The sequence below is a fragment of the Limnoglobus sp. genome (genome assembly GCF_059499385.1).
On sequence record NZ_JCABYM010000147.1, the window covers coordinates 1 to 13,413 of the forward strand.

The following is a 13,413-nucleotide window of genomic DNA, read 5'->3' on the forward strand; positions in this document are numbered from 1 at the left end:
ACAGCCCCAGCCCGGTCCCCTTCCCCGGCCCCTTGGTGGTGAAGAACGGCTCGAACACCTGGGCGACCGTCGCCGCGTCCATGCCGCACCCGGTGTCCGTGACGGCGAGCAGCACGTACGGGCCGGGGGCCGCCCCCAGGTGGGCGGCCGCGTACCCGGCGTCGAGGTCCACGTTCGCCGTCTCGACCGTCACCTTCCCGCCCCGCGGCATCGCGTCGCGGGCGTTCACCACGAGGTTCATCACCACCTGCTCTAGCTGCCCCGGATCGACCTTCACCCGGCCGAGGTCCGGGGCGCAGACGAGCCGCAGGTCGACGTCCGCCCCGATGAGTCGGGTGAGCATCCGCACCATGTCGCCGAGCAGGGCGTTCAGGTCCAGGACGACGGGGACGAGCAGTTGCTTGTGGCTGAACGCGAGGAGTTGCCGGGTGAGGGCGGCGGCCCGCTCGCCGGCCCGGAGGACCTCCCGCAGCAGCGGCCGGTCGGCGGCGGCCGGGTCGCCGGTGGCGAGCAGCAGCTCGGCGTACCCGTTGATGACGGTGAGGAGGTTGTTGAAGTCGTGGGCGACGCCGCCGGCGAGCCGGCCGACGGCCTCCATCTTCTGCGCCTGCCGGAACTGCTCCTCCAGCTTCTTCCGCTCGGTGATGTCGATCAGGAACGCGGCCACGGCCGGCCGGTCGTCCACCCGGATCGGGCAGACGATCGACTCCAGCCAGATGCGCCGCCCGTCCTTCCGCACCCCCTGCCACCCGGCGTGCGGCGGCATCCGTTCCCCGGCGAGGGTCGCGGCGGCGCGGGCCTGGAGGGCCGCCCGGTCCTCCGGCGCGACGAGGACCTCCCACGGCCGCCCGACCAGCTCCGCCGGGTCGGCGTACCCGTACATCTGGCAGCCCGCCGCGTTGACGTGGCGGATGCGGCCGTCCTGGTGGACGACGACGCCCTGCAGCGACCCCTCGACCACCGCCCGGTAGCGGGCCTCCGACGCCCGGACCGCCGCCTCCGCCGCCTTCCGCTCGGTGATGTCCTGCACCTGGCCGACGTACCGGCTCGGCCGGCCGGCGGCGTCCCGGACGAGGGACACGTTCGTCAGCCCCCAGAAGACGCGGCCGTCCTTGTGCCGGTACCGCTTCTCCATCTGGAAGTAGTCGGCCGCCGCCGCGAGCAGCGGCTCGCGGTTGGTCAGGCTGGCGTCCAGGTCGTCCGGGTGGGTGACGGCCGGCATCGAGAGCCGCAGGACTTCGGCCGGCGTGTACCCGAACAGGCGGGCGAAGGCGGCGTTCGCGCGGACGAACCGGTGGTCCAGGTCGGTCACGACCATCGCGACGTGCGTGTCCTCGAACGCGCTCCGGAACAAGGATTCCGGGTTCTCGACGGCGGGCGGAGCCGCGTCGGGGTGGCGGCGGGTCATTGCGGACTCCACTACGGGCCGGAGGGGGAGCGGTCCGTAGCCGCGGACAATGTCGAAGGCGGGGGCGGGCTACTCGATCATAACGCGGCGCTGCCGTCTGGGTCAAACGGCCGTTCCGAAATTGGCCAGAGGTTGCGGCGGCGTTCGGTCTTTGAACCGGGCCGGGAAGGGCAGAAAAAAGCCCGCGGTCAACACCGCGGGCGGGGACGGGATTCGGTAGAAGCGTTTCACTTCTTCGGCGGGGCGGGGGCCGGAACCGCGGGGGCAGGAGCCGGGGCCGGGGCCGGGGCGGGGACCGGTGGCTTCGGGGTCAGCTTGTCGAGCTTCGCCTTCGCCGCCGCGACCTCGGCGTTCGCTGCGTTCAAGTTCGCCTGGGCCGCGTTGAAGGCGTCGAAGACCGGCTTCCGCGCCGCCGTCTGGTCCGCGACCACCTTCTGCGTCGGGGCGATCTTCGCCGCCTCGTCGGCCGCGGCCTTCTGGAGGACCGGCAGCTTGTCCGCCGCCGCCTTCGCCGCGGCCTGGGCGTCGGCCACGCCCTTGTTCGCGGCCGCGACCTCGTCCGCTGCGCCCTTCGCCAAGTCGGCCGTCTTCTTCACCTGGTTCTTCAGCTCGGCGTTCGCCGGGGCCGCGTTCGCCGCGGCCACCACCTTGCCGGCCGCTTCCTGGAGGGCCGTCGCCGTCACTTGCTTGGCGGCGACCACACCTTGCGCCGCCGCCACCGCCGCCGCCGCCACGTCGGTGGCGGCCTTCCCCTGGTCGGCGGCGCTCTTCGCGGCGTTGGCCGCGTTCGTCGCGTCCGTCACGGCCTTCTGGAACGGGGCGAGTTCGGCGTTCGCCTTGTCCACGTTCGCCTTCGCCGCGGCCAGCGCGTCCGTCGCCGGCTTCACCTTCCCCTCCGCCGCCGCGACGCCGGCCTTCGCGATCTCGATCTGCTCGGCGAGCGTCTTCGGATTCGTGTCCGCGGCGATCAGCAGCTTGCCGTCGGCCGCGGCCCAGCCCTTCACCGTGCCGGCCCAGTCGCCGGCGAACACCTTCGCGTTGTCGTGGTTGACCGCCACCTTCAGGCCGAGGTCGGCGAACGCCTCGAACTGCTTCTGCAGTGCGCCGTTCTGGTCCCACAGCTTCGTGACCTTGTCCCGGCCGGTGGACGCGAGCCGGCCGTCGTGGCTGAACTTCACGCTCGCCGCCCCGCCGCCGTGCGCGGCCCAGTTGCGGAAGTTGCCGCCGTTCTCCATCTCCCAGAGCTTGATCGTGCCGTCCTCGCTCGAAGAGGCCAGGCAGTTGGAATCGTCCCGCCAGGACACGTCGGTAATCATGGCCGTGTGCCCGCGGAGGGAGAAGTACTCGCGGCCGGTGAACGCCTCCCAGACGAACAGCCCGGCGCTGCGGTCGCCGGTGGCGAGCAGCACGCCGTCCGGCGAGAACTCGACGGCGCACACCCAGTCGGTGTGCTTCTTGATCTCCCGCACGACGGACCCGTCGGCCGTGCTGTAGATGCGGACGAGCTTCGACGGGCTGCCGACGGCGATGAGCGTCTGGTCCGGGCTGATGTCGGCCGCGAGCAGGGCGTCCGACTCGATGCCGACTTCGACGACCTTCTCGCCGGTCTCGACGTTGAATAGCACGGCCTTCCCCGCCTGCCCGCCGCGGCCGCCGGCGGCGAGGAGCAGCTTCCCGTTGCGGCTGAAGTGCAGGCTGTTGATCTGGCCGTGCGGGTACGGCAGGAACCCGAGCACGTCGCCGGTGTCCGCGTGCTGGAGGATGACCTGCTTCTGCCCGCCGACGGCGACGAGCGGTGCCCACGGACTCGCGGCCATCGCGAGGACGGCCCCCGGCCGGCGGGCCTTCGTCAGCGGCTCGACCTTGTACTTCCCGGCGATCGGCATCGGGGCAGGCCCCTCCGGCCGGCCCTTCGTGACGGCCTTCAGCCCGATGTCCGTCTTCTTCACCTCCATCACCTTGCTGCCGCTGTTCTCCCGCGCGCCCTGCTCGATCCAGGTGCGAATCGTCGCGATTTGCGCGTCGGGAATCTTCGTCCCGCTCGGCGGCATCTTCGGCTCGGCGGTGTGGGCGGTGAGGGTGTAGAGGCGGGACTTGTTCGCGTCGCCGGGGACGACGACGGCCCCGGACCCGCCGCCCTGCAGGACGGCGGCGAGCGTGGCGGCGTTGAGGCCGCCCTTCTGCTTGTCATTGCCGTGGCAGTTGACGCAGTGCTGCTTGAGGATCGGCAGCACGTCGTCGTCGAACGTCGGCTTGGCGGCGTCGGCGACCGCCGGCGTCGCGGCCGCGGCGAGGGCGAGCAGGGTGAAGAACGAGCGGAGCATCGTCACGAGCCTCGGCGGGGTCGGTTCACGCATTGGTCGCGTCATGGACAAGGATGTTGAGCAAGGTTACGGGGTCCACGACCTTCAGGGCGGGGTGGGCGGCGCGGAACGCTTCGTCGGCCATCAGGTCCAACAGGTCGTTGTCGCGGCTGACCAACAGTTCGGCGCTCGCGGCGAGGGCGAGGTTGATGTACTTCTCGTCCTTGGGGTCCCGCGGCAAGGCCACGCGGGGCGGGGCGTCGTGGACCGCCGTTCCGAATCGCGTCGCCCGCTTCAGGAAGGCGTCGACCGCCTCGGCCGTCAACCGCGGGAACCGCTTCAGCGTCTTGGGCCGGGCGAGCACGTCCCGGACCTCGGCCAGCACGCGGTTGCTGAAGTACAACGCGACGTGGCCGAGTTCCGCCAACTCCACGCACTTGCCGGCCGGCCCCGTCGCGTTCGTGGCGGCCTGAAGGTACACCATGCAGTCGTACACGACGCGGCGGGTCACGGCCGCTGGCCCTGTTCCTCGTCCCAAACCTCCTGGCGGACCTCTTGGAAGAACCGATCGAGTTCTTCCTCGGTCATGCCGCTCTCGGCCACGTCCTGCCGGAACGGGGCCAGGATTTCGGCGATGGTCCGTTCTTCCGCGAGCAAGTTCAGCACGGCTTGGCTGGCGAGGGCTTCCTTCGACTGCCCGGCCTTGGCCGCACGGATCGCCAGTTGTTGTTCGGCCCCTTCGGGCAGCTCGATCGTGATCGGCATGGTCCTTCCTCCCAAGTCGGCACGGCCATTCTAGCCGGTCACTTCCCCGACACGTACAGCGGCAAGAGCGCCCCGATCCCGTACCGGCTCTTCGCGTCCTTGCGGCCCAGCTCCTTCGTCTCGCCGTTGCGGGTCTCGCGGACCAGCACCGGGAAGTTGCCGCCGAACGCCGCCTCGCCCATCGTCGCGGCGAACGCCGAGTCCTTCACCACGAACATCGGCTCCTTCGACACGCCGGTCGTGGCGTAGGCAAAGCACCCGAGCACCTCCGTCTTGCCGCCGTTGACCGTCTCCAGCAGCGTGCCGCCGCGCTCCGTCTTGTACCCGAGCACCCAGAGCGTGCCGCCGTCGTTCGTGACGTGCGTGCCCTGCGTCTCTTGGTTCAGTTGCCGCGCCCAGACGGCCTGCTTGCGGAACGCGAACGGGCCGCCGCACACGTCCTCGATGAACACCTTCCCGCCGGTCCCCTCGAACCGGCCGCAGATCGTGTTCCTCAGCACGAGCGTCCGGGCCGTCGCGTGTGCGATCCAAGTCTTCGCGTGCGACCCGTAAGTCTCGTTCATCCGCTCGATCGCGACCGCGGGGGCATCCCCGTCCTCGATCTTGAACGCGGGCTTGTCGCCGATCCGGTCGCCGCCGACCAACTGCGCCCCGAGGAACACGACCCGCCGGACCTTGCCGCGGACCCGCACCGTGTCGTGCAGGACGTAGAACCCGCGGGGGACGTACACCGTCGTCGCGCCGCTGTCGATCGCCTTCTGGAACGCCGGGGCGTCGTCCTTCACGTCCCGCTTGTGGTACGTGTTCCCGCCCGCGCCGAACGTCACCACGTTCGCCCACGCCGCCGGGTCGTCCTCGGGGATCGCCGGCGGGTCCTCGACCGGCAGGCCGAGCGACTTCCCGGCCGACGGGAACAAGCTCACGGCCGGGTGGTGCGTGAACTCGTCGATCACCAGCCCGGCGTGCGGCTTCCCCTCGCCGCCGGTGTTCTCCAGCGCCTTCGCGTACCCGGCGGCCGTCACGTTGCGGGCGAACAGCGGGGCCTCGTTGACGATCGCCGGCTTGTCGGCCGCGCCGCCAGTCAGCTTCGCGTCGATCAGCGTCAGGAAGCTCGGCCCCTTCGCGTTCACCACGGCCGGGACCGCGTTGTCGCTCGTCAGGTTGCGGACGCTCAGCACCTGCCCGGCGTTCCGGAGGCCGCATTCGGTCTGCTTCGCGAGCGTGATGTCCTCCATCGTCAGGCTGTCCACGGCCGTGCGGCAGTTGATGCCGACGGCGAACCCGGTGACGGACACGTTCTTGACGAGCAACGGCCCGTTCTCGTCCGTGTACCCGAGGTCGAGGCCGATCGGGCCGTTGCCGCGGATCGTCACGTCGCGGACGGTCCCCTGGTTGTTGGCCATGAACTGCGCCCCGATCGCGCCGGCGTTCGTGCCCGTGTCGATTGTCAAGGATCGGACGGCGTTGCTGAACCGCTGCGCCGGCTTGCTGCCGGTCCACAGCACGGCCCGCGGCTTCGCCGCGTCGCCGAACCCCGGCGTCCCGTCGGCGACTTTGAGGATCGCCTTGTCGCGGGTCTGGCCTTCGAGGCTCGTCCGCTTGTACTCCATCCCGCCGTGCGGCCCCTTGCCCCACCGGAGCGTGTCGGTGACGCGGTACGTCCCGTTCGGCAGGAAGACGATGGCCCCGGCGTTCGGGTGGTCGTCGAGTGCCTTCTGGATGGCGGCCGTGTCGTCGGCGACGCCGTCGCCTTTGGCGTTGTACGGCGGCTTCGTCACGTCCACGATCCCGCCGTCGGCGGGGTACGTCGCGGCCGGGGAGAACAGGGCGAGCAGCAGGAGCGTCGGCATCGGGTGGTCCTCGGGAGGTTCACCGAGTACATGCCCCGCCCCCGCCGTTCGGCGCGCGGATTCTAGTGGTTGAACATGAACTCCCGCGAGTTCATGACCGCCCAGAACACGTCCTCCAGCGCCACCCGCGGGTCCTTGCCGGCCGCGATCAGCTGCTCCAGCTTCGCCCGCTCGTCCGCCGTCGGCGACCGGCTCAGGCAGCGCAGGTAAATCGCCTCGATGACCTGCGCGTTCGTCTTCTTCTCCTGCTGCATCTTCGCGATGAGGCCGCCCGCCGCCACCTTCGGGCCGACCGTGTCGCCGTTGAGCAGGTGCAAACTTTGACTCAGCGTCGGCTCCAGCCGCACCTCGCACGAGCAAACGGACTCCCGCGTCGCCCGGCCGAACGTGCTGAGGAAGTACGTGCTCGTGCTGCCGTCCGCGATCTGCACGGCCCGCGCCCCCTGCGGCAGCCCGGAGAACTTGTCCTTCGTCCCGGTCACCTGCGTGATGCAGTCGAGCAGCGTCTCGGCGCGAATCCGGCGGATCGCGCCGCGGGCGAAGTTCCGCGAGTCCCCGGCGTTCGTCGCCGTCGGCTGCGTGGACCGCTGGTACGCGGCGCTCGTGCAGAGGTCCTTCACCAACTTCTTGAAGTCGTAGTTGTACGCGGTGAACTTCTTGCCCAGCTCGTCGAGCAGTTCCTGGTTGCTGGCCGGGTTGCTGATGCGAACGTCGTCCACCTCGTTGATGATCCCCTGGCCGAAGAAGTGCGCCCACACGACGTTCGCGAGGTTCTTCGCGAAGTACGGGTTCTCCGGCGACGCCAGCCACTCGGCCAGCACGACGCGGCGGTCCTTCCCGTTCACGTCCGGCTCGGCCCCGCCGAGGAACTTCGGCTTCATCGGCACGCCGCGGACCGGGTGGTTGATCTCCCCGCCGCCGGCGTTGAACACGACCAGTTCGCGGTTGTCGTCCGTCCCCTTCCGCCCGATCTGGCTGAAGAACGACGCGAACCCGTAGTAGTCGTTCATCGTCCACCGGTCGAACGGGTGGTTGTGGCACTGCGCACACTGGATCCGCATGCCCATGAACACCTGCGCGACGTTCTCCGTCACCTTGATGATGTCCCGCTCGGCCTGGTAGTAGTTCGTCGGCGGGTTCTTGAACGTCCCGCCGTTCGCGCCGAGCAGTTCCTTCACCCACACGTTCGTCGGCGTGTTCCGGGCGATCCGGTCCTGCAGCCACGTGTAGTAGAGCAGCATCGCCTTGCGGCTGAGGACCTGCTCGTTGGACGTGCGGATCTGCAGCAACTCCGCCCACTTCAGCACCCACAGCTCCGCGAACTCCTTGCGGTCGAGCAACTCGTCCACGAGCAGCTCCCGCTTGTTCGGCAGCGTGCTGACCATGAACCGGGCGTACTCCTCCGGCGTCGGCAGGATGCCGATCACGTCGAGGTAGACCCGGCGGACGAACGTTTGGTCGTCGCACACGCCGGACGGCTCGATGCGTAGCTTCTTCAACTTCGCGTTCACGAACTGATCGACGTAGTTCTGCTCGGCGTGGTTGCCCCAGGTGAACTGCAGCCCCTTCGGGAGGGTGATGAACGGGACGCCGATCGTGTACGTGTGGAACCGGGCCATGACGAACGCCTCGCCCCGCTCGCCGGCGGTGACGGACCCGTCGCCGTCGATCTTCGCGGCCGTCTCGTTGTTCGTCAGGAACAGCGCCAGGCTCGTCACGTCGCGGTCCGTGCCGTCGCTGTACTTCGCCCGCACGACGAGCCGCTGCTTCTCGCCCTTGCCGTCGAGGACGGCGGACGGCGGGAACACTTCCATGCTGACCGGCGACGCGACCGTCGGCGGGTCGAGCGGGGCGTCGGCTTCGAGCCACCGCATGATCGCGGTGTGATACTCGTCGCCCTCGGAGAACTTCTTGCCGCCGGTGTGGGGCACTTTCCCCACGGACTTCTCGATCACCATCGACTCGGCGGGCGTGGCGAGGTTGATGCGGCGGCCGTTCAGTTCGCGAGTGAGGCGGTAGTGGTCGCCGTCCGGGTCGAACCCGAAGAGGCTGAGGCGGAACCCGTCCTTGCCGCGGGCCGCGCCGTGGCAGCCGCCGACGTTGCACCCGGTCCGCATGAACACCGGCATCACGTCGAGCTTGAAGCTGATCGGCCGGTCGGCCGCCGCGTTGACGACCTTGACCGGAACCTTCACCGTCTGCCCGGCGACCGCGACGACCATCTCCGTCGCGCCGTCGGCGACGGGGACGAGGGTGAAGTTGTCCCGCTTGACGAGCGCCGGGTTGGCGAACGTGACCTGCGCCTGGGCGGTGACGTCGCGGGTGAGGCCGGACGGCTCGGTCGCCTGGACGACGAACGTTTGCCGGTCGCGGGACGTTTCGAGGTTGATGTCCGGCGGGTAGACCGCGACCTTCACCGCCGGCGCGGCCGGGGCCGGGGCCGGCGCGGGGGCAGGTGCGGCCGCGGGCGGCGACTGGCCGACGGCAACGGCCGCGGCCGCGAAGAGGGCGAGGGTGGTCGTCAGGAGTCGCATGTCGCAAGACCTCATGCGGTGAATCGGATCATGTAATGTCGACGGCCGGCCCTAGCGATTTACCCGTACTTCGCCTTCATCTTGGCCATGAACTCTGCCCCGTCGATGGGGATCGTTTCTCCCCGTTCGTAGGCCGTGAGCCGGCGATTGGTTTCTTCGACCCACTCGTCGGGCAATTCTTCCGCCGGTGAGATCTGCTCTGTCGCCTGTTGTTCTTCAATCCATTCGCACAACTCCGCCCGTTCCTCGGGCGGGAGTTGGTTCCAGAGGGCCATGAACTCTTCGAGGCGAGGGCTCACGATGATTCCTCCGGTTCGCGGTCGTGCCAGTAGTCGGAATCGCGGCTGCCGTGCTTGACGGTTGGAACCCAGATGTACTCCTCGTACTCGGTAAAGAAGATCACGAACGGGAACCGCTTCATAACGAGCTTGCGATACTCCCGTCCCTTGATCGTCTTGTGAATCGGGAACGACCGCGGCCGTCGCCCGATCCGCTCCAGGGCCTCCGCGACAGCGTCCACGAACTGTTCGCCCAGTTCGGGGTTGCGTTCGTCGTAGAATTTCTCCGACTCGGCAACTTCTTCTGTCGCCGAGTCGTGAAGGTCAACGCGCTTCATCGCCGGGCCGCCCGTTCAGCCCGGAGCCGCCGGATGAATTCGTCCGCGGGAACGCCCGGAGCCTTACCGCTCTCGTGGTCCGCCGTTCGTTCGGCAAGAACAGCGTCGAGGGCCGGGTCGTCTTCGGTCAGGGATTCGTAGACCGCGTCTGCGATCCGAAGCCGTTCCTTTTCGGGCAGTTCCAGTACCGCTTGCATCAGGGTCTTTGCGGCTTCGCTCATTTCTTCGGCTCCTCCCTCTTCGGCGTCGGTGCGGGCTGCCCGGCCTTCGCGGCCTTCTCCCGCTCCTCCTGCTCCAGCCGCAATTGTTCCAGTCGCGTCAGCCGCTTCGGGGCGGCGGGGGGCGGCGGGGGCGGGGCGGCCGGCTGCGCCGGAGCCGCGGGGGCGGCCGCCACCTTCGGCGGCAGTGGCACGTCGATCCGCAACTCGTTCCCGCCGACCGCATGATACAGCTTCTCGCCGTTCTTCATGACCTCCACCTGGATGTAGACACCGTGCTTGCCGGCCGGGCTGGTCTTGTCCGTCGTCACCTCGAACACGACCTCCTTCGCGTCCGGCTTCAGTTTCACCTCCGGGGCCGTCACCTTCGCGGGGAGGCCGATGATCCGGGCGACCGCCTCGCCGTCGAACGGCGTCGTCACCGTCACCTTGCACGGCAGCTGCGTCTTCGCCCCCTGCTCGACGGCCGCCCGGTCCTGCGCGAACGCCACGAACGGCGGGGCCACCTCCAGCGTGAACAGCTGGCTCGACACCCACACGTTGCCGGTGCTGACGGCCGTGACGGGGTCGTTCGGCTTGTGGCCGGCCGGGGTCGTCGCGCTGGTCGCGAACGCGGTGAAGCACGTCTTCCACTTCCGGGCCGCGGCGTTCGGGGCGGCGTTGCAGTACACCAGGCACTCGGTCGCGTTCTCCGCGATCGTCGTCTGCCCGGCGATGCCCGTGCCCGGCGGGGTGAACAGCGGGAACACCTGAATCGCCCCCTTGAAGTTCGGGGCACGCTTCGCGACGACCTTGATGTAGATGCTCCCGTTCTGCACGACCGGGGCCTTCGGCTCGACGACCTCGATGCTGAACGGGACCGCCTCCGTCACCGCGACCGCGACGCGGTCGGTGACGTGCCGGTGGAACGGGACGTTGTTCTGCCCGATGCTGTAGTTCACGTCGAGTTCCGTCTTCGACTTCGCCACGACCTTCGGGTCCGCGGGCTTCGCGATCAGGTCGGCGAGCAGCCCGCCGACCGGGGCGTCGGCCTTCGCCTCGAACACGACCGGCGTGTACGGCAGGCCGGGGTCCACCGGGTCGGCCGTCATCGTCACGCCCGGCGGCAGCTTGTCGAAACCGATCATGGCCGGCCCGCCCCAGTCGGCGCGGTTCGCCAGCGGCAGGAACGCGTACCGGTTCCCCTTCGGCACGCTGATCGTCTGCCGGTCCTGGTTCGAGACGTTGTTGCCGTCCACCTTCGGGATGTTGGTGCTGGTCTTCGCTTCCGGGATCGTGATCTCGACGCGGTAGGAGTAGTCGACGCCGCCCTTCCGCAGGTGGTCGTGGACCCAGACGAAGTAGTCGCCGTCCTGCGGGAGGGTGACGCGGAAGTAGCTGTCCGGGCCGAACTGCGAGTCGTCGTTGCCGGTGACGTACGCGGCGAGCGCCTGGCCGTTGGCGGCGCTCAGGTGCATGACGGGGTCGAGCGGCGACCCGATCCGGCGGGCGAAGCAGCTGATGTCGAACACCTGCCCCTTTTTCCCGGCGAACTTCAGGTAGTCGGTCTCGCCGGCCGAGGCGATGACGCCGTTGAACGCGCCGGGGGCCGTGCCGACGACGGCCGTGGCCGGCGTGTTCGCGTTCGCGGCCTCGTTGGCGTTCGGGATGTTCTCGACGCGGAACTTCAGGCCGGTCGCGTGAATCCCGTCCGGCGTCGTGGCGTGGACGCGGAACAGCCCGTCGGCCGTGGTCGGGAGCTTCACCTTCTGCTTGATCTCGCCGGCCGGGTCGCCGAGGAAACGGACCTCGAGTTCCTCGCCGGGCTTGCCGCCGGCGGGGACCACGGCCGTCGGCCGTGGGAACGTGCCGACGTGCAGCAGGTAGTTGCCCGCGCCGACGTAGGCGCTGTCGCGGACCATGACGATGTACTTGCCGTCCGCCGGGCAAACGATGGAACAGCCGCCGTCCTGGGCGTTCGTCGGCGAGTCGTCGCCGATGGCCAGCTCGAACCGCTTGTCGTTCAGGATCGCGACGTAAGGGTCGAAGAACCCGTGGCCCAGCCGCATCCCCTCGATCTCGACGGAGAGCCGTTGCCCCTTCTTGCCCTCGACGACGAAGTAGTCCACGTCCTCCGAGCCGATGCTGCCCTGGATCGTGGTGTTCAGCGCGACCGGTTGCGGCTTCTCGAACTCGCTGTTCGGCTCGACCTCACTCGCGAACGCGAGGGGCGTGACCCAGAACGTGCGGAATTCGCTAATGCCGGACGCGGTGCGGACGCGGAACCCGTGCTCGCCGAGCCGGCAGTCGGCCGCGATCTTGAGCGTGACGCGGAGCTGGTCCTTGTTCAGCACCTCGGTTTTGGTGACGGTGATGCCGGGGTAGTAGGTCATCACCTCCGGGGCGTCGTTGAGGTTCGCGCCGACGAACGCGACGACGGCGTCGGTGCCGCGCTGCCCGCCGAACGACACGATGGAGTTCAGGTGCGGGTCAACGGCGAACGCGGAGGCGGCGGAGTAGCAGAAGAGGGTGAGTAGGAAGCAAGTGCGTGCCAGCATGGAAGCTACTCGGGGGGAACTCTGGTCCCCTCTCCCCCGGCTTTGCGGGGGAGAGGGTTAGGGTGAGGGGGTCCACCTCCCTCACGTGGAGGAGCGTTTTCGTGGCGGGAAGCTCTCAACCCCCTCACCCCGGCCCTCTCCCCCGGCTTTGCGGGGGAGAGGGAGAAAGATCGGGAAACAGTTCCGCCGCGGTGCGATCCAGGCGACGCGCCGCGGCGGGTCGGGATTACGCCAGCAGGTCCTTGACCGTCTTGCCCTCGCGGACGATGTCGATCGGCCGGTCGCCCGGCGACATCAGCTTCTTGTCCGCGTCGATGCCCAGGCAGTGGTAGACGGTGTGCGCCAGGTCCTCGACGCCCAGGCCGTCCTCCTCCGGCTCGGTCGCCGTGGCGTCCGACTTGCCGTAGACGAACCCCTTCTTGATCCCGCCGCCGGCCAGCACCACGCTGAACACCTTCGGCCAGTGGTCCCGCCCAGCGTTGCCGTTGATCTTCGGCGTCCGCCCGAACTCGCTGGACACCATCACCAGCGTCTTGTCCAGCATCCCGCGGCTGCTCAGGTCCGTGATGAGGGCCGCGAACGCCTGGTCGAACGGCGGCAGCTGGCTGCGGGTGTTCGCCGTGATCTGGTTGTGGAAGTCCCAGCCGCCGTAGTGGACCGTCACGAACCGCACCCCGGCCTCGACCAGCCGCCGGGCCATGATGAGCCGCTGGCCGGCGGCGTTGCGGCCGTAGGCGTCGCGGAGCTTCGCGTCCTCGGCGTTGATGTCGAACGCGGTGCGGGCCTTCTCGCTGCTGATGAGGCCGTAGGCCCGCTGGTAGAAGGTGTCCATCGCGTCCAGGTTGTCCGACTTCTCCTTCTTGGCGAAGTGCGTGTTCACCGCGTCCAGCATCGTCCGGCGGCTGCCGAACCGCTCGGCCGTCACCCCGCCGGGCAGGGCGAGGTCCTGCACCTTGAACCCGCCGTCCGCCGGGTCGCTGCCCAGCGCGAACGGGCCGAAGGCGCTCGACAGGTAGCCGCTCTGGGCGAAGTTCGTGACGATGTTCGGCACGGCCACGTAGGGCGGCAGGTTGTTCTTCACGCCGAGTTCGTGGCTGATGACGCTGCCCATGCTCGGGAAGACGAGCGCCGGGCTGGGCCGGTAGCCGGTGAACATGTTGTGCGTGCCCCGCTCGTGGGCCG

General features: G+C 69.1%; 11 protein-coding genes. All 11 read right to left on the minus strand.

Features of this window, described 5'->3' with window-relative positions:
- Positions 1-1,408 (minus strand): PAS domain S-box protein (locus AC5JJ2_RS25970; protein WP_495860962.1); only part of this gene is annotated, 1,408 nt, incomplete at its 3' end.
- A gap of 227 nt (positions 1,409-1,635) precedes the next feature.
- Positions 1,636-3,765 carry a c-type cytochrome domain-containing protein gene (locus AC5JJ2_RS25975; RefSeq protein ID WP_495860963.1) on the minus strand — a complete coding sequence of 710 codons (2,130 nt, stop codon included), beginning with the start codon at positions 3,763-3,765 and terminating at the stop codon, positions 1,636-1,638.
- Positions 3,758-4,222, minus strand: coding sequence for a putative toxin-antitoxin system toxin component, PIN family (locus AC5JJ2_RS25980; protein WP_495860964.1), 465 nt, complete (start codon positions 4,220-4,222; stop codon positions 3,758-3,760). Before AC5JJ2_RS25980 ends, AC5JJ2_RS25975 begins: the two co-directional genes overlap by 8 nt.
- Positions 4,219-4,476, minus strand: coding sequence for a hypothetical protein (locus AC5JJ2_RS25985; RefSeq protein ID WP_495860965.1), 258 nt, complete (start codon positions 4,474-4,476; stop codon positions 4,219-4,221). The genes AC5JJ2_RS25980 and AC5JJ2_RS25985 overlap by 4 nt, the downstream gene beginning before the upstream one ends.
- 38 nt (positions 4,477-4,514) lie before the next feature.
- Positions 4,515-6,326, minus strand: a complete 1,812-nt coding sequence (locus AC5JJ2_RS25990; RefSeq protein ID WP_495860966.1) for a glycosyl hydrolase family 28-related protein — start codon at positions 6,324-6,326, stop codon at positions 4,515-4,517.
- 62 nt (positions 6,327-6,388) lie between these two features.
- Entirely contained in the window at positions 6,389-8,860 is a 2,472-nt protein-coding gene (locus AC5JJ2_RS25995; RefSeq protein ID WP_495860967.1) for a DUF1549 and DUF1553 domain-containing protein, read from the minus strand.
- Between the two features lie 59 nt (positions 8,861-8,919).
- On the minus strand, positions 8,920-9,159 hold the full coding sequence (locus AC5JJ2_RS26000) for an addiction module protein (RefSeq protein WP_495860968.1): 240 nt from the start codon (positions 9,157-9,159) through the stop codon (positions 8,920-8,922).
- A complete protein-coding gene (locus tag AC5JJ2_RS26005; protein WP_495860969.1) occupies positions 9,156-9,476 on the minus strand; it encodes a type II toxin-antitoxin system RelE/ParE family toxin in 321 nt (106 codons plus the stop codon). The genes AC5JJ2_RS26000 and AC5JJ2_RS26005 overlap by 4 nt, the downstream gene beginning before the upstream one ends.
- Entirely contained in the window at positions 9,473-9,697 is a 225-nt protein-coding gene (locus AC5JJ2_RS26010; RefSeq protein ID WP_495860970.1) for an addiction module protein, read from the minus strand. Before AC5JJ2_RS26010 ends, AC5JJ2_RS26005 begins: the two co-directional genes overlap by 4 nt.
- Positions 9,694-12,231, minus strand: coding sequence for a PPC domain-containing protein (locus tag AC5JJ2_RS26015; RefSeq protein WP_495860971.1), 2,538 nt, complete (start codon positions 12,229-12,231; stop codon positions 9,694-9,696). Before AC5JJ2_RS26015 ends, AC5JJ2_RS26010 begins: the two co-directional genes overlap by 4 nt.
- Before the next feature lie 226 nt (positions 12,232-12,457).
- On the minus strand, positions 12,458-13,413 hold a 956-nt coding region (locus AC5JJ2_RS26020), incomplete at its 5' end, for a DUF1501 domain-containing protein (protein WP_495860972.1).